Annotated in this window: 16 protein-coding genes and 4 tRNA genes; 9 read left to right on the forward strand and 11 right to left on the reverse strand. The window is 64.1% G+C overall.

From position 1 onward, the window contains the following. The first annotated feature begins 298 nt into the window (after positions 1-298). Positions 299-868, forward strand: a complete 570-nt coding sequence (gene orn / locus EAT51_RS12200; protein ID WP_130518406.1) for an oligoribonuclease — start codon at positions 299-301, stop codon at positions 866-868. A gap of 499 nt (positions 869-1,367) precedes the next feature. Here the strand turns inward: orn and EAT51_RS12205 are convergent, their stop codons facing one another. Together EAT51_RS12205 and ppsA are read right to left on the reverse strand one after the other, a co-directional pair. After that, positions 1,368-2,330: a mechanosensitive ion channel family protein gene (locus EAT51_RS12205; RefSeq protein ID WP_165422713.1), complete on the reverse strand. Its 963-nt coding sequence runs from the start codon at positions 2,328-2,330 to the stop codon at positions 1,368-1,370. Beyond that, positions 2,330-4,705, reverse strand: coding sequence for a phosphoenolpyruvate synthase (ppsA, locus tag EAT51_RS12210; RefSeq protein ID WP_130561687.1), 2,376 nt, complete (start codon positions 4,703-4,705; stop codon positions 2,330-2,332). Before ppsA ends, EAT51_RS12205 begins: the two co-directional genes overlap by 1 nt. 154 nt (positions 4,706-4,859) lie before the next feature. On the opposite strand from ppsA, the gene ppsR reads away from it, so the two are divergent. Together ppsR and EAT51_RS12220 are read left to right on the forward strand one after the other, a co-directional pair. Then, positions 4,860-5,681 (forward strand): posphoenolpyruvate synthetase regulatory kinase/phosphorylase PpsR, encoded by an 822-nt coding sequence (gene ppsR, locus EAT51_RS12215; RefSeq protein ID WP_130518795.1) that lies wholly within the window; start codon positions 4,860-4,862, stop codon positions 5,679-5,681. A gap of 147 nt (positions 5,682-5,828) precedes the next feature. Next, on the forward strand, positions 5,829-6,323 hold the full coding sequence (locus tag EAT51_RS12220; RefSeq protein WP_130518411.1) for a DUF1249 domain-containing protein: 495 nt from the start codon (positions 5,829-5,831) through the stop codon (positions 6,321-6,323). A gap of 9 nt (positions 6,324-6,332) precedes the next feature. On the opposite strand, the gene EAT51_RS12225 is transcribed toward EAT51_RS12220, so the two are convergent. The 8 genes from EAT51_RS12225 to EAT51_RS12260 form a co-directional block, all read right to left on the reverse strand. Next, on the reverse strand, positions 6,333-6,809 hold the full coding sequence (locus tag EAT51_RS12225; protein ID WP_130561688.1) for a hypothetical protein: 477 nt from the start codon (positions 6,807-6,809) through the stop codon (positions 6,333-6,335). A gap of 740 nt (positions 6,810-7,549) precedes the next feature. Beyond that, positions 7,550-7,625 (reverse strand) — tRNA-Glu (locus EAT51_RS12230). A gap of 67 nt (positions 7,626-7,692) precedes the next feature. Beyond that, a tRNA-Ala gene (locus EAT51_RS12235) sits at positions 7,693-7,768 on the reverse strand. Positions 7,769-7,818: 50 nt separating this feature from the next. Further along, positions 7,819-7,894 (reverse strand) — tRNA-Glu (locus tag EAT51_RS12240). A gap of 53 nt (positions 7,895-7,947) precedes the next feature. Continuing rightward, a tRNA-Ala gene (locus EAT51_RS12245) sits at positions 7,948-8,023 on the reverse strand. Between the two features lie 172 nt (positions 8,024-8,195). Beyond that, positions 8,196-8,777: a histidine phosphatase family protein gene (locus tag EAT51_RS12250; protein ID WP_130561689.1), complete on the reverse strand. Its 582-nt coding sequence runs from the start codon at positions 8,775-8,777 to the stop codon at positions 8,196-8,198. Positions 8,778-8,855: 78 nt separating this feature from the next. Further along, on the reverse strand, positions 8,856-9,959 hold the full coding sequence (locus EAT51_RS12255) for an alkene reductase (RefSeq protein WP_130561690.1): 1,104 nt from the start codon (positions 9,957-9,959) through the stop codon (positions 8,856-8,858). A 456-nt stretch (positions 9,960-10,415) separates the two neighbouring features. Further along, the gene (locus EAT51_RS12260; RefSeq protein WP_228257910.1) at positions 10,416-10,988 is read right to left on the reverse strand and encodes a VC1465 family Xer recombination activation factor; all 573 of its coding nucleotides are present in this window, start codon (positions 10,986-10,988) and stop codon (positions 10,416-10,418) included. A gap of 606 nt (positions 10,989-11,594) precedes the next feature. On the opposite strand from EAT51_RS12260, the gene EAT51_RS12265 reads away from it, so the two are divergent. Genes EAT51_RS12265 through EAT51_RS12275 form a run of 3 tightly spaced genes read left to right on the forward strand, consistent with a single transcriptional unit; the run spans position 11,595 to position 13,390 of the window. Beyond that, positions 11,595-12,032: a hypothetical protein gene (locus EAT51_RS12265; RefSeq protein ID WP_130561691.1), complete on the forward strand. Its 438-nt coding sequence runs from the start codon at positions 11,595-11,597 to the stop codon at positions 12,030-12,032. Beyond that, the gene (locus EAT51_RS12270) at positions 11,986-13,122 is read left to right on the forward strand and encodes a helix-turn-helix domain-containing protein (RefSeq protein WP_228257911.1); all 1,137 of its coding nucleotides are present in this window, start codon (positions 11,986-11,988) and stop codon (positions 13,120-13,122) included. Before EAT51_RS12265 ends, EAT51_RS12270 begins: the two co-directional genes overlap by 47 nt. Before the next feature lie 19 nt (positions 13,123-13,141). Then, entirely contained in the window at positions 13,142-13,390 is a 249-nt protein-coding gene (locus EAT51_RS12275) for a DUF2188 domain-containing protein (protein ID WP_130518421.1), read from the forward strand. Positions 13,391-13,469: 79 nt separating this feature from the next. Here the strand turns inward: EAT51_RS12275 and EAT51_RS12280 are convergent, their stop codons facing one another. Beyond that, a complete protein-coding gene (locus EAT51_RS12280) occupies positions 13,470-13,799 on the reverse strand; it encodes a hypothetical protein (protein WP_130518423.1) in 330 nt (109 codons plus the stop codon). A 102-nt stretch (positions 13,800-13,901) separates the two neighbouring features. Between EAT51_RS12280 and EAT51_RS12285 the strand changes: the two genes are divergently transcribed. The 3 genes from EAT51_RS12285 (at position 13,902) to EAT51_RS12295 (ending at position 14,939) form a co-directional block, all read left to right on the forward strand. After that, a complete protein-coding gene (locus tag EAT51_RS12285) occupies positions 13,902-14,228 on the forward strand; it encodes a helix-turn-helix domain-containing protein (protein ID WP_228257912.1) in 327 nt (108 codons plus the stop codon). 80 nt (positions 14,229-14,308) lie between these two features. Further along, positions 14,309-14,704 carry a hypothetical protein gene (locus EAT51_RS12290; RefSeq protein ID WP_130518427.1) on the forward strand — a complete coding sequence of 132 codons (396 nt, stop codon included), beginning with the start codon at positions 14,309-14,311 and terminating at the stop codon, positions 14,702-14,704. Between the two features lie 4 nt (positions 14,705-14,708). Further along, the gene (locus EAT51_RS12295) at positions 14,709-14,939 is read left to right on the forward strand and encodes a hypothetical protein (protein WP_130553992.1); all 231 of its coding nucleotides are present in this window, start codon (positions 14,709-14,711) and stop codon (positions 14,937-14,939) included. Positions 14,940-15,605: the final 666 nt, after the last annotated feature.

Below are 15,605 nucleotides of genomic sequence, written 5' to 3' on the forward strand. Positions count from 1 at the left end.
CTTCCGTGGGAGCCGCCACGGCGGCGATGAGGCTTTCCCGATACAGCCCTGTCGCCGCCGTGGCGGCTCCCACATTCCCACCATCGCGCTGATGCGTCGCTGCGGGGATAGGACTTGTGGACAATGCACCGGCGTCCGCCGCGGGCTGCAAGTAAGGCGGGTTGCGCACGCCGGGCTCCGTAATGGCTGATCTGCATCGTCCATAACGCGAGCGCGTCCCTGCACCGGACAGCCGGCGCCGACGGCCGCGCAGAGGCGCTGCGCTATGATGAACGACTGTTCCGCTCACTTCTTCGCCATGACCACAGCCCTCAACGCCAGCCACCTGATCTGGATCGATCTTGAGATGACAGGACTGGACACGGACCGCGATTCGATCCTGGAAATCGCCACGGTCGTGACCGATTCCCAGCTCAACATCCTGGCCGAGGGACCCGAGTTCGCCATCGCCCATCCGCTCGACGCGCTGGAGCGCATGGACGAATGGAACCGCAACCAGCACCGGCGCTCCGGGCTGTGGGACCGGGTGGTGTCCAGCACCGTGACGCCGGGCCAGGCCGAGGCGGCGACCGTGGAGTTCCTGGCGCGCTGGGTGCCGGCCAACGCCTCGCCGATGTGCGGCAACTCGATCTGCCAGGACCGCCGCTTCCTGCACCGGCTGATGCCGCGCCTGGAGCGCTACTTCCACTACCGCAACCTGGACGTGAGTACGCTCAAGGAACTGGCGCGGCGCTGGGCGCCGCAGGTGCTGGAAGGCGTCAAGAAGCAGTCCTCGCACACGGCGCTGAGCGACGTGCACGACTCGATCGCCGAGCTGCGCCACTACCGCCGCTACCTGGCGCAGCTGGCGCTGCCAGAGCAGGGCTGAGCACGCTGCAATCTCGCGGCGAACTTAGCTCGGTGGGAGCCGCCATGGCGGCGATGAGGCTCTACTAGGAAAGCCCCGTCGCCTCCATGGCGGCTCACACAAGGGCGGTGACTGACAGACGCCAGCCACTTCCTACCGTCATTCCCGCGAAGGCGGGAATCCAGGGACTTTCGCGCGGTGGATCAAGACGCCGGTTTCCAGCGTTCGCGGGAACGACGGTGGGTTTCCTCAGGAAGGGAAGGCTAAGGTCTAGGTGCAGCTAGGGGGCCGAGAAACCGGGGAAAGCCCGTCGCCGCCACGGGCGGCTCCCACCTGTAGAGCGGAGCTTGCTCCGCTGATCTTCGTTCAGTTCGCGGGAAAGCCCCAGCGGAGCAAGCTCCGCTCTACAGGCGGACCGCCTCAAGATTTGAGGAGACACCTGCTCCCACCCAGCTACAGATAGCAGGAAGGCGGCCTTGGCCGCCTTATTGCTGTTCAACTCACACGATGAAGCCGCGCGCTAATTGCCCTTGGCCGCACCAGGCCCCGCGCCCGTGTCGCCATCGTCGGTCACCGCCTTGGTCAGCACCTCGGCCAGCGGCCGCCCGTCGGCGTCGTGGTGATAGACATGCAGATCGCGCTGCGGGTAGGGGATGGACAGGCCCTGCTCCAGCAGCTGGTTGCGGATGGCCTCGATCACCGTGCTCTTGGCGCTGCCGAAATCGCCGTTGCTGGCATAGGCGAACAGCATCAGGTCCACGCTGCTCTCGCCCAGGTTGGTGACCTGCACGAACGGCTTGGGGTCCTTCAGCACCAGCGGATTCTGCTCGGCGATCTCCAGCAGGATGCGCTGGGCCTGCTTGAGGTCGTCGTCGTAGCCTACGCCCACCGTGATCTCCAGCCGGCGCGTGGGCAGGGTGGAGTAGTTGATGATCGGCGCGGTGGTGATGGTGCTGTTGGGCAGGGTGATCACGCGCTGGTCGAAGGCGCGGATGCGCGTCTGGAACACGCGGATCTCATCGACGATGCCCTCCTGGCCGGCCGCGACCACGTGGTCGCCGTCGCGCATCGGCCGCAGCACGATCAGCATCACGCCCGAGGCGATGTTGGACAGCGAGTCCTTCAGCGCAAGGCCGACGGCCAGGCCGGCGGCGCCCAGCACGGTGGCCAGCGAGGTCGCCGGCACGCCGATCTTGGTCAGCGCGCTGACGAACACCAGCACCAGCAGCACCGCATAGGACACGTTGCGCAGGAAGCTGCTGAGCGTGCTCTCCACGCGGGCGCGGGTCAGGGCACGCTCCAGCGCCAGGCTCAGGCGCTTGGACAGCCACATGCCCACCACCACGATGACCAGCGCGATCCCCCAGTTGAGGAGGATCCCGGCCCAGTCCACCGTGCTCCAGTCGAACGCCGGTGCGCCGGCCGCCCTGGCCGGTGCCGGCGAGGCGGTCGTCGCGGCCAGCAGCGCGTGCATCGCCCCCATCATGCGGCCTTGGTCTTGGCCAGCGCCAGCCAGGTATCGACCACGGTGTCGGGATTGAGCGAGACCGACTCGATGCCTTCCTTCATCAGCCACTCGGCCAGGTCGGGGTGGTCCGAGGGGCCCTGACCGCAGATGCCCACGTATTTGCCCTTGGCCCGCGCGGCCTTGATCGCCATCGACAGCAGCTTCTTGACCGCCGGATTCCGCTCGTCGAACAGGTGCGCGACGATCGACGAGTCGCGGTCCAGGCCCAGGGTGAGCTGGGTCAGGTCGTTGGAGCCGATCGAGAAGCCGTCGAAGATCTCCAGGAACTCCTCGGCCAGCAGCGCGTTGGACGGCACCTCGCACATCATGATGATCTTCAGGCCGTTCTCGCCCTGCTTCAGGCCATTGTCCTCCAGCACCTCGACCACCTTGCGGCCTTCCTCCAGCGTGCGCACGAACGGGATCATGACCCAGAGGTTGTCCAGGCCCATCTCGTTGCGCACCTTCAACACCGCACGGCACTCCAGCGCGAAGGCATCGGTGAACGAGGGATCGACGTAACGGCTGGCGCCGCGGAAGCCGATCATCGGGTTCTCTTCCTCCGGCTCGTAGCGCGTGCCGCCGATCAGGTTGGCGTACTCGTTGGACTTGAAGTCCGACAGGCGCACGATCACCGGATTGGGCGCGACCGAGGCGGTCAGCGTGGCGATGCCCTCCGCCAGGCGGTTGACGTAGAAGTCCACCGGCGCGCCGTAACCGGCGATCTTGGCGTCGATCTTCTTCCTGGTCGCCGCGTCCTGCTGGTCGTACTCGAGCAGCGCCTTGGGATGGATGCCGATATGGCTGGCGATGATCATTTCCAGGCGCGCCAGGCCGATGCCGGCGTTGGGCAGCTGGCCGAAGTCGAACGCGCGCTCGGGGTTGGCGACGTTCATCATGATCTTCAGCGGCGCCGGCGGCATATTGCCCAGGTCCGTGGTGGTGCGCTCGAACTCCAGCACGCCGTCGTAGATGAAGCCGGTGTCGCCCTCGGCGCAGCTGACGGTGACTTCCTGGCCGTCCTGGACCAGCTCGGTCGCATTGCCCGAGCCGACCACGGCCGGCACGCCGAGCTCGCGCGCGATGATCGCGGCATGGCAGGTGCGGCCGCCGCGGTTGGTGACGATGGCGCTGGCGCGCTTCATCACCGGCTCCCAGTCCGGATCGGTCATGTCGGCGAACAGCACATCGCCCGGCTGCACGCGGTCCATGTCCTCAAGCGAGCGCACCACGCGCGCCACGCCGGCACCGATCTTGGCGCCCACCGCGCGGCCCTCGGCCAGCACCTTGGCGCCCTTGGCCGAGAGCGCGAAGCGCTCGATCTGGGTCGCATGGCTGCGCGACTTCACCGTCTCCGGGCGCGCCTGCACGATGAACAGCTTGCCGCTGACCCCGTCCTTGGCCCATTCGATATCCATCGGGCGCTTGTAGTGCTTCTCGATGATCAGCGCCTGCTTGGACAGCTCCTGCACATCCTCATCGCTGATGGAGAAGGTGTTGCGCAGCTCGCCGGGCGTGTCCTCGATGCGCACGCGCTCGCCCGGCACATCCGAATAGACCATGCGCACCTGCTTGCTGCCCAGCGAGCGGCGCAGGATCGCCGGCTTGCCGGCGCTGAGCGTGGGCTTGTAGACGTAGAACTCGTCCGGGTTGACCGCGCCCTGCACGACCATCTCGCCCAGGCCGAAGGAGGAGGTGACGAACACCACGTCGCGGAAGCCGGACTCGGTGTCCAGCGTGAACAGCACGCCCGATGCGCCCACATCCGAGCGCACCATCAGCTGCACGCCGGCCGAGAGGAACACGTCCTCGTGCTTGAAGCCATGGTGCACGCGGTAGGCGATCGCGCGGTCGTTGTAGAGCGAGGCGAAGACTTCCTTGACCTTGTGCACGACATCGTCGGCACCGGTGACGTTGAGGAAGGTCTCCTGCTGTCCGGCGAAGGACGCATCGGGCAGGTCCTCGGCGGTGGCCGACGAACGCACGGCCACGGCCACATCGCCGCCGCCGTTCTCGGCGGACAGCTGCGCATAGGCGCTGCGGATGTCCTTGTCCAGCTCGGGCTGCAGCGGGGCATCGATGACCCAGCTGCGGATCTCCTTGCCGGCCGCGGTCAGCGCGCCGACGTCCTCGACATCCAGCGTCTCCAGCTTGTCGAAGATGCGCTTGGACAGATCGTTGTGCGCGATGAAGTCCTTGAACGCCTCGGCCGTGGTGGCGTAGCCGCCAGGTACCGACACGCCCAGCTGGGCCAGGTTGCCGATCATCTCGCCCAGCGAGGAATTCTTGCCGCCCACGCGGGCCAAATCCGACAAGCCAAGCTCATGCAGCCACAGGATGTTCTGGTTCAAGCGCTACGCTCCGATAGCAGCCGTTGCCACACCCGGTGGGGTTGCAGCGTCGGGCCGCGTCCTAGGGGGAAAGGCGGTTATGATGCAGTGCCAAAACAAGCATCACAAGCTTGAATTGGCGGGGTTTTCAGTTTCAACAGACAGGATGAAGGCAATGTCGAGTGTCCGGCCGGTGTTCTATGTCTCGGATGGAACCGGTATCACCGTTGAAACCATTGGGCATAGCCTGCTCACGCAGTTCTCCGGGTTCTCCTTCATCACCGACCGGATTCCGTTCGTCGACGATCCGGAAAAAGCCAGCGATGCGATCGAACGCATCCGCGAAGCGGGCCTGCGCCACGATGCGCGCCCGATCGTGATCCACTCGATCGTCGATCCTTCCATCGCCCAGGCGCTGGCCTCCAGCGGTGCGCTGATGCTCGATGTCTTCGCGCCCTTCATCGATCCGATGGAGCGCGAGCTGGGCGCGGTACGCCAGTCGCGCGTGGGCCAGGCGCACGGCATCGTCAATTTCGAGGCCTATCACCGCCGCATCAACGCGATGAACTTCGCGCTGACCCACGACGATGGCGTGGCGATCAACTACGACGAGGCCGACCTGATCCTGGTCGCGGTGTCGCGCGCGGGCAAGACGCCCACCTGCGTCTATCTGGCGCTGCATTACGGGGTTAAGGCGGCAAATTACCCGCTCACCGACCAGGATCTGGAAACCGACCGGCTGCCCGCCAGGCTGCGCCCGTACCGCAAGAAGCTCTTCGGCCTGACCATCGACCCGGACAGGCTGTGCCAGATCCGCCAGGAGCGCCGGCCCAACTCGAGCTACGCCAAGTTCGAGACCTGCAAACGCGAGGTCGCCGCGGCGGAGGACATGTTCCGCACCGAGCGGCTGCCCACGCTGAGCACCACGCACACTTCGATCGAGGAAATCGCCAGCAAGGTGATGTCCACCCTGGGCCTGCAGCGCGAAATGCTCTGAAGCCGCTGGCATCTGCCCGGCTTTACGGCGCTGGAAACGGTGCCGGCCCGGCGGTTGGAAAAGCGCGGGCGGACCTCCACGTTAGGTGCACAACCCACCGGGCGTCAATGCTGCCGCATGCGCCTGCCAGCGTGTAGGATCACCCCCATGGCATTGACGCTCTCCCGCGCCGCGCACCTCCCCAAGCTGGGCCGCTTCGGCTGGCTGATGGGGCTGTACGCGGAAAACTACGGCCGGTTGGCACGGCTATTCGCTCCGATCGACCTGGCGCCGGGCCAGTACGTGTCCAGCATCGGCGATGGCCTGGATCTGCGCGTGGACGTGATCGAGACCCACCGCTACACGGTCGAGCTGCGCCTGACCTACGGCCTCATCGACCCGCAGACCGGCGAGCCGGATCCGTCGGCGTTCGTGCGGGTGTACCGCGATGCGCGCCAGGCCGAGGCCACGCACTGCTACGTGGGGCGCCGCTGGCAGGACGTGATCGGGCTGTTCCCGCCGCCGGCCGAGCTGATCAGCCACCGCATGCGCATGAACACCTTCCTGGGCAAGTGGCTGGAGTATCTGTCCGAGCGCGGCCACGGGGTGGCCACGCTGCGCCGCGTCGACGCGGTCGATGCCGAGGCGTCCGCGCTCGCCTGAGGCGGGCGCTTACCAGAAGTCGGGCAGGGGGCGCTTGACGATCGCGTCGGCGCAGTCGATCTGCGACTCCACATGCATGCGCGCCAGCGCCAGATAGTTGGCCTTCGGGCCGCTGCCGCTGCCGGCCACTTCGACCAGATACTCGCTGCCCGCCCACACGCGGCCGATCCACTCGGCCTTGTCTTCGCCGATGGTCATGGTGATGGTGTAGCGCAGCCGGCGCCCCTGCTTGTCGGTGCACAGATACACCGTGGGGAACTGCATGGCGAAGTGGTGCTCGGTGCTGAGCTTGCTCAGAAACACGCGGGTCTGCTCCACCAGCTCCGCACGCTGCTGCGCATCCAGATGCTCGGTCTCGCCCTTGAAGTAGGGCGAGTCGTTCAAGAAGTACTCGACAGCCTCCGCGGGCGCATAGCCGTTGCGCCGGATCCAGCTGGCGAAAGCGGTTTCATGGCGGGCGAACAGGGCACTGGCTGGCTTCGACATCGAGACTCCTAGGGATCGGCAGGCGGAACGCGGGGCGACATCGCAAGCACGGCGTTGCGCCTGTTTATTTTGATGAAACCGGGGTGGTCTGGGCATGAAGATCCGGGCGCGTTCGCCTTCATGCGGGGCTAATGCTTGCCGACCTCGCGCGCTCGCGACTTGCAAGCTGAACTTGCATCCCGCGCTTGTGCGGTGAGCGCTATGGCCCCGACTTTGAGCGCTATGGCTTCGGAAGGGCATCGGTCCGGAGGGCGGCGTCCGCTTTTCCCTCGGTCAGGGCATCCTGCCCTGACTCGGGCGCTCGGCATCCTGCCTCGCTAGGCGCGGCCACCGCCCGCGGCCCGCTGCCGCGCGCGTCAGGTCACAAGGCTTCGGTTCGCGGGGTGTTCGAACCCCAGCCTTGCGCGCACTGCGATCAGTGTCAGGAGACCATCGACTTGAGGCCCCCTCCCTTTCGCCATAGGCGAAGGGGAGGGATGGGGAGGGGTCGGGGCTTTCCCGATCAAGCCACCGAAAGCGAAGAGCAAAAGCCCCCTCAGTCGCTGGTTCGCGACTTCGAGCTCTCCTCCGCCTGCGGCGAAAGGGAGGGGGCAGAGCATGTGCTCGATGCCTTCGAGTCGAAAGAAGTCCTGATCCATCAGCCGCAGCGCATCGACCCGTGCTCATGACCTCGACACTCTCACGCACCGCAGCGTGGCAAAAAAAAGCGCAGCGGGTGAGCGCTGCGCTTCTCGTAAAACTGGCGTCCCCACGGGGATTCGAACCCCGGTCGCTACCGTGAAAGGGTAATGTCCTAGGCCTCTAGACGATGGGGACGCGTCTGGAACATCTGACGCGAACGGGTCGGTCTTCCGACCCGCGCGTCTTGGATGCGGCGATGAAGTGGTGGAGCCAGGCGGGATCGAACCGCCGACCTCCTGCATGCCATGCAGGCGCTCTCCCAGCTGAGCTATGGCCCCGAACTTCAAGAAAAAGCGCAGCCGGACAACGCTGCGCTCTTCGTACAACTTGGCGTCCCCACGGGGATTCGAACCCCGGTCGCTACCGTGAAAGGGTAATGTCCTAGGCCTCTAGACGATGGGGACGCGGTGAAACCTGTGTTGCTTCGCAGACGGGCCTAACGACTGCGATTGAAACGTGGTGGAGCCAGGCGGGATCGAACCGCCGACCTCCTGCATGCCATGCAGGCGCTCTCCCAGCTGAGCTATGGCCCCGGTGTCTTGGGAGCCCGGCATTCTAATGACGCCCCGGGCCTTCCGCAAGCATCACGCGAAGGAAATCGCACAGGGCATTGCCGGGCTTGGCATCTGCCGCGCGAACCCGCTCGCGCGCTTCCCAGGACGACGCCGCTGCACCAGAGCCGTCGCGACAGATCTCGCGAAACGATCAGGCCGCCGGAGCGGACACGTTCCAGCGCAGGATCACCGGCACGTTCGCGTGGCGGGCGTCCAGATCGAGCACGCACAGCGTGGCCGGATCCAGGATCAGATGCTGGCCCAGGTCGACCGGCCGCTGCAGCCAACGCGCGGTCAGCACACGCCCGAAGTGGCCGTGGCTGAAGACCGCCACATCGCCCGGCAGCGCACGCAGACGCGCGACGAGCCGGTCGGCGCGCGCGGACACGGCCGCCGGCGATTCGCCGCCGGGGCAGCCATCGCGCCAGATGTCCCAGTCGGGTCGCGCGGCCTGGATCTCGGTCGAGCGCAGGCCTTCGTAGTCGCCGTAGTCCCACTCGGCCAGATCCGGCTCGATCTGCGCATCGCGCCCCAGACCAGCGAGCCGGCAGGTGTCCTGGGCGCGCTGGCGAGGGCTGACCAGCAAGCTGACGAAGTGCACACCGGCCAGCAGCGGCGCAAGCGCGCGCGCCATCTGCGCGCCGTGTTCGGTCAGCGGGAGATCGGTGCTGCCAGTGTGGCGGCCGGATCGCGACCATTCGGTCTCGCCATGCCGGATGAGATAGATCGCCAAGGCCGTCTTTCCTGGAAGGGGGACGGCATCGTAGACAGTTCCACGCGAGGCGTGCACGCAATGCGGATGACCCGTCTTCTAGCCGCCGCCAGCCACGGATGCGGACAGGGCAGGGTAGTCGGTCAGGCCATGCGCCCCGCCGCCGAACAGCGTGTCCGGATCGTGCGCGTTGAGCGGCGCGCCGGTGCGCAGACGCTCGGGAAGATCGGGGTTGGCCACGAAGGGCCGGCCGAACGCGATCAGATCGGCCCAGCCTTCCTCCAGCGCGGCACGCGCACGCTCGGCGGTGTACTTGCCCGCGTAGATGAGCGCACCGGGGAAGGCCGCGCGCAGCTGCTGCTTGAACGCGAGCGGCATATGCGGCGCATCCTCCCAGTCGGCCTCGGCGATATGCAGGTAGGCAACGCCGATCTCGCCCAGCCGCTTGGCGGCGGCCAGGTAGGTGACCTGCGGCTGCGCGTCCGAGCAGCCGTTGAGCGTGGTCAGCGGGGCCAGGCGGATGCCGACGCGGCGCCTGTCCCCAGTGCCTTCGACCAGCGCCGTGGCCACTTCGTCCAGGAAGCGCAGCCGGTTCTCCAGCGAGCCGCCGTAGGCATCGGTGCGGTCGTTGGCGTTGGAGTCGATAAACTGGTTGACCAGGTAGCCGTTGGCCGCGTGCAGCTCGACGCCGTCGAAACCGGTGGCCATCGCATGGCGCGCCGCCTGGCGGAACTCGTCGACGATGCCGGGGATTTCCCCGGTGGTCAGCGCACGCGGCATCGAGGCCTGGACGAAGCCGGGCTTCCCGTGGCGCTCGGCCACGAACACGTTGACGCCTTCGGCCTGGATGGCCGAGGACGACACCGGCGAGCGCCCGTCGAGCAGGCTGGTGTGGCTAAGCCGACCGACGTGCCAGAGCTGGGCGAAGATCCGCCCGCCGGCGGCGTGCACGGCCTCGGTCACCTGGCGCCAGCCTTCCACCTGCGCGGGACTGTGGATGCCGGGCGTCCAGGCATAGCCCTTGCCCAGCGGCGCGATCCAGGTGCCTTCGCTGACGATCAGCCCGGCGCCGGCGCGCTGGGCGTAGTACGCAGCCATCAGCGCGTTCGGCACATCGCCCGGCTGGCTGGCGCGCGAGCGCGTCATCGGCGGCATCACGACGCGGTTCTGCGTAACGCTCAGCCTGGCGGTATTCGTGGACATAGGCTGCACCGACAATGCCAGGCGGGCGTACACGAGCAGGGCAGGTCAGGAAGAGATCAAGGCGATCACCGACCCTGTAGACGAAGGAGTAATTAGGGCAGCATCGAGGACTGCGGCTGCGCTTCACGGTCTTCATGTTACGAGACGGTAGCGGGCCGCTGACTCCGCCACACGCTGGCGCTGAGGCTGTGCCAGCGGCCCCGATCGGGACTGTGGCATCGAGTGCTTGCTTCATGCCAAGCGCAGATGCAAGGAGGCCGGGAAGTGGATCGACAGACGGTTGGCAGGGAGCCTGCGATTGAGGTCGATCGCCAGAGAGGTACTGAGACACAGCCATGGAGACCAGGGCGTTGAACGATACGCCCATCGACCTGGCTGCAGCTTCGGCCTGGCTCTTGATCGGATCGACCAAGCGAACATTGGGGCTGGTCTTGCGGGTGGTAGCCTGGGGAGCGCTCATGCGGTCCTCCAGGTGCGTCTACGGACCTTTTGGCCCGTGTTACTGCTCGGGCCAACCGCACGTGGTGTGCGGACTGCATCGCTACGAAGAGCGGTGGCGATCTTGTTGACCGGCCACAGCGGTGAAAAGTCCCCAGATGTGTCGACACTCTGCCGACACACCTGGGTCTCCCTAGACTGTACCAACGCGGCTGGAGCTCGACAATGCGAGAGCATGGCAGCGGCTAGAGGCTGGACATGGCGGCCAGTGGCCACTGCGCGCTGGTGGCGATACTCCTGGGCTTGAAGAACCATCAGGGACCACCAGGCGAGGTCTGAGGCATGCAGCTCACGACCTTCGGGTGTGCACAGCCGGGAGCCACGAATCGAGAACCCAGACCACTCAGGACCTAGCAGCTTGGATCCACGCAGGACACGCATGAGCTTGTACGACGCGTAGGGGATGCGAACCTTGCCAGCTTCCCAGTTGGAGACTGTCCGCGGACTGACGCGGAGAAGCTCAGCGCAGGCTGGAATAGTAAGTCGGAGGGTCAGGCGTTCGACACGGAAGCGGTCAGCCTGATCCCGCACGCGCCGCCGACCAGCGGCACGTGCAACTTCGCAATCTTGGTATATATCTATAGTGTTGCGTGGTCAGAAGGTGCGCAATTACTACATCTCCTGCAAAATCAGGCGTATCCATCGTTGCATCGCAAGTCCAACCGGAATCGTTGCGAGCCAAGACGGCGGTGGGCGCAACACGTAACGCGAATCCCGCCAGCCCTGTTGCCCAGCAGTGTTGCGTTGCAAGGTAGCAATTTACGTTAGCGCACTGCACGAGGGGAAATCCTCGCACCCAGCCATGAACATCTCAAGCCATAGTCCTGCGGGGCCAAGGCAAGGGAGCTTCTCACTCCAAGAATGAGTTGACAAATCGAGAAATCGGCTCAATTATTGACTTGACAAAACCGGTTCTGGGAACAGACAAGTGGAAAAACTGGCAAGCCCCGCAGAAGTCTCCGCCGAGTTGGCCCCAGAGCGGTTGAGCATCATTGCTCACCTCATGCTCGAGGTCCTCCACAAGGCACTCCTCGACACTAGTACTGAACACTACTGTGCTTACACCCGGGCACCCTCCCGTGGGGCCGCATTCGTAACGCACTGACGCAACTGGCTGGATCGCGACGCTACCCATGGTTGACCATCAAGCATGCCGGTAACGATCTACTGATCGGCATCGGCCCGCACCCGGTGCGCTTCTTTTTGGATGACCACCTTAATCCTCGCAAGCTCCGCGTGCTGAATCCGACTGATAGCGAGATGCAGCAGTTGGAACTGTTGCCCGCGACCGGTGACAAGTCGGTGGACCTCTGGCGCTTCATCGTGGAGCGCGCACTCACGGAAGACGACGAGCACAGCGTCTATTTTGTGGGTTACAACCGGGTGCGTGAGGTTGTCGCGCAGTGGCAGTACAGCGACTCGGCTCGCACCTTCTTCGCCGTGGACGACTACATCCCGGCCGCGGCTGAACTCCCACCGATTGATCTGACTCCAATTTACGACGACGCGGCTGCGTCCGGTGACACCTATGAGCCCAACCCACACGCCACCGCAGGCGGTGACCGAGACGTTTAACGGGGGACAGCTTCGACTCGCACGTCACTTTTGGGGCAAAACACTCAACGACGTAGCGGTCGATATCGACAGAACCCGGCAGTACGTCTCCCAACTAGAAACCGGAAAAGCAAAACCCCGATCAGATGACCCGATAGTTCTTTCGTTAGCGGATTCGCTCCAGGTCATGCCGGCATTCTTCTACAAGTCTGCCGGTACTGTATTGTCCGAGGACCAGGCGCACTTCAGGAAATTGGCCACCACCAAGACCAGCACGCGGCAACGGGTGCTGGCGATGGGCACCATCTTCGACCAACTCGTGGAGTTCTTCGACACGAAGGTGAGGTTGCCGAATGTCGATTTTCCGGATGAGTCCGGCGCTCACACGGCGGAAGAGATCGAGCTTGCGGCGGAAAGAGTGCGTCGCCATTGGTCGCTGGGCGTAGGCCCAATCGCCCATATGGTGCGCGTGGTGGAGAGTGCAGGCGCCGTTGTGGCGTTCTTCAAGGACGCCTCGACCGAGGTTGATGCGCTCTCGATCACGTCGCGGCGCCCGGTCATCGTCCGCAACGACGCCAAAGCCAGCCCCTTTCGGATGCGTTTCGACATAGCCCACGAGCTGGGGCACTTGGTCTTGCACGAAGGGCATGTAACCGGGGATCGTAAGACCGAATCGGAAGCCAATCGATTCGCTTCGGCGTTCCTCCTTCCCCGATCAACATTCCTGAAGGTTTTCCCCAAACGCGGAACCCGCATCGACTGGGCCGGTATTCGTGCGCTGAAACTAGAGTTCCAGGTCAGCAAAGCGGCGATCTTGTATCGGGCCAAATCCTTGGAACTGCTCGACGACGATCAGTACCGAGGCGCTGTAATCACCCTGAAGAACCGCGGCGAGGCGATTCAGGAGGCCGAAGACGCGTTCTGCCAGAAGGAAGAAGCGGAGATCGTAACCAAAGCGTTGGAGGTCCTTCGCGTCCATCACAAGCTCAGTCGTGAGGCGGTAGCCAAGCAGCTGGACGTTAAACCTGCGCTACTCGCTCAAATTTTGCCCGTTAGCCCGGAGATTGCCGAACCACCGCGGGCGAAACCCGTGTTGCAGCTAGTGAAGTAAACCCACCAGGAGCATCGCAATGAGCAAAGGCCGAGACAGAACCGTATACCGCCGCGACGATGGTTCGTGGGCGAACAAGCGCAACGACGCAGACCGTGCGTCTAGTGTCCACTCCACCCAGAAAGCGGCGGAAGATGCGGCTCGGGGGATGCTTAACAGGCAAGGTGGCGGCGAACTCACAACCAAGGGCCGCGATGGCTTGATCCGGAGCAAGGACACCATTTCGCCAGGGCGCGATCCGATCCCGCCAAGGGATCGCGAGCATTGAGACGGCCAGAAAGAAATAACAGCCGGTCTATCGGCTGATGAGCTGGAACAGAGCCACAGAATGCCAGTGGACGCACCGGTCAGCCGTCGCGGAGACGAGCGGACGCCTTGTCGATGAAGAGTGACATCTCCAACCGGGAGGACAATGCCCCGGGCGGGACTTCTGTAGCTAGCTTTTGGGCTAGCACCGACGCCAGAGCCATCTGGGCATCAGTTGGTGCCTTGATGTCCCAGTCCAAGGCTTCAGACAGTGCGCTGGTCACGTGTTTGCCAAGCCTGACGTTGAATCGCTCACGCGCAGCAGTCTCTCGCAACCGGGCCCATTGACGAACGAGGGCGCGCTCGTCCGACTCCGAGATTGGGACCTCGAGGGTTACGCCGTGCTCAGGTGCGACCAGATAGAGGCCCATGGAACAGTTGCATCCTTGAAGACTTGACCGAAAACTAAGGATATCTTAGTGTGAAAGCATAGACGCTTGCACCATCCTATGGTTCCAACCGTAGGGGGCCCAGTGTCCGATACCACGCGTCCAATCTTTGCCCAGAGACTGGCCGAAGCCCGTAGTCGTGCGGGCCTTTCTCAAGCTCAGCTTGGCGTTCTGGCCGGTATGGAGCCTGAAGTGGCGAGCCCTCGCGTCAACCAGTACGAACGCGGCGTGCATGAGCCCCGCGCCGAGATGGCGAAGAGGCTTGCGGAAGCCTTGAATGTCCCTGCCGCGTTCTTGTATACGGAGGACGAGATGCTGGCTAAATTGCTCATGCGCTGGAACGACCTCAGCAAGACGCAGAAGCGCGATCTGGTTAAGCAGATCGAGCAGTCAACTGCTACAAGCAAGTGACGCCCGAACTGACGGTGCGCGCGCCGTCTATTCGGACGGTAGCTCGGGAGATGTGAATGCGTGACGTCCGGAACGAATCCGTGAGCGTCGCCTTTACGTCCGAGGAGAAGCGCAAGCTCGTCGAGTCCGCCCGCGTAGAAGGCAGATCACTCGCTGACTACATCCGCGAACGGGTCCTTGCGGAATGCCGAGTAGAGGACGAGATGTTTCATCTGCTGCTAGACGACCTGGCTGGCGCAGCGGCGCCGCTGCAAGGTGCTGGAATCGGCCAGCCAGACCCAGAAGACGCTAGTACGCCACTAGAGCTGCCGGAGCAGCAGCGCGCCCGCATAGCCAAGGAAGTGCGGGCTTCATTGTCTGGCGAGCAGATCGAAGCCTTGTCCCAGTTCTTGAGTCCTGCGTTCGAGCGAGGGCTTTGGCCTGGCCCCATGCCGCGAAATGAGCGGGTGGAAGATGATGCGCCAGGGGCTGATTGACGCCGTGTCCGATGCGTCCAATGAGCTTCATCTTCATCCGGTAGACGGTGGTCGTTGGGTCGGGGTTATATACCTGAAAGATGCCAAGCGGATCGAAATTGCGCCGCTGTCAAATATCGACGCCGGCAGGTCCGAGATTGCCAAGCGCGTTGAGGGTCAGCTGAAGAACGTCATGTGGGCACAAGATGGTGGGATGATCCTGAGTGAGGACTGGTGTCGGAAAGATCGTTGTTGATCCGCGGCGTTCCTAGCAATCAGGTGCTCATCGCCGTCGGCCAGCCCAAAGAAAACGCGTACGTCGAGCTTGTGTTGGACAGCAGACCTGCTTGCTGCGGCCAATTTATCGCTTCGGCCATCTCCCAGATGCTGCAACCATGCGCGATCAGGGAAGTTTATCGATGGCGGGGAAGGGTCGCTACCGACCCAAAGCGGACGATGTGTCGTGGCCCTCTGCAATTCTGTCGGGACGCCCACGGAGACGTGACTCACGCCAACGAGCCTCCGGGAATCCCGGGGCGATTCAGGCTTACGCTACACCGGTCCAAGGAACTGCGGTCAAGACAGGAGGGCCTCCGCGCTGGGAAGAACTCCCAGGCGTATCGTGCGCACAGCTACCATACGAAAGTCCCACCCGAGGCTATTGAGAAACTCATTCGTCATCACACGAATGAGGGGTCGCACGTAGGGCTGTGTGACCCCCATCCTGCAGCGTGAGCTGATTGGGTCAAGGCCGAGTTGTCATGCAGGCAGTTTGGCTGCAAGAAGTTCGACCTTTGGACCGGCCAGCCTTTCGTAGACATCCGGTTGCCATAATTGATGGCAATGACCGAGGTGTTTATGGGCAACAGCAAGCAGTACACGGATGAGTTCCAGGCCGAAGCGGTGAAGCAGGTGATCGAGC

The sequence above is a fragment of the Pseudoxanthomonas winnipegensis genome, from assembly GCF_004283755.1.
GTDB classification, from domain to species: Bacteria; Pseudomonadota; Gammaproteobacteria; order Xanthomonadales; family Xanthomonadaceae; genus Pseudoxanthomonas_A; species Pseudoxanthomonas_A winnipegensis.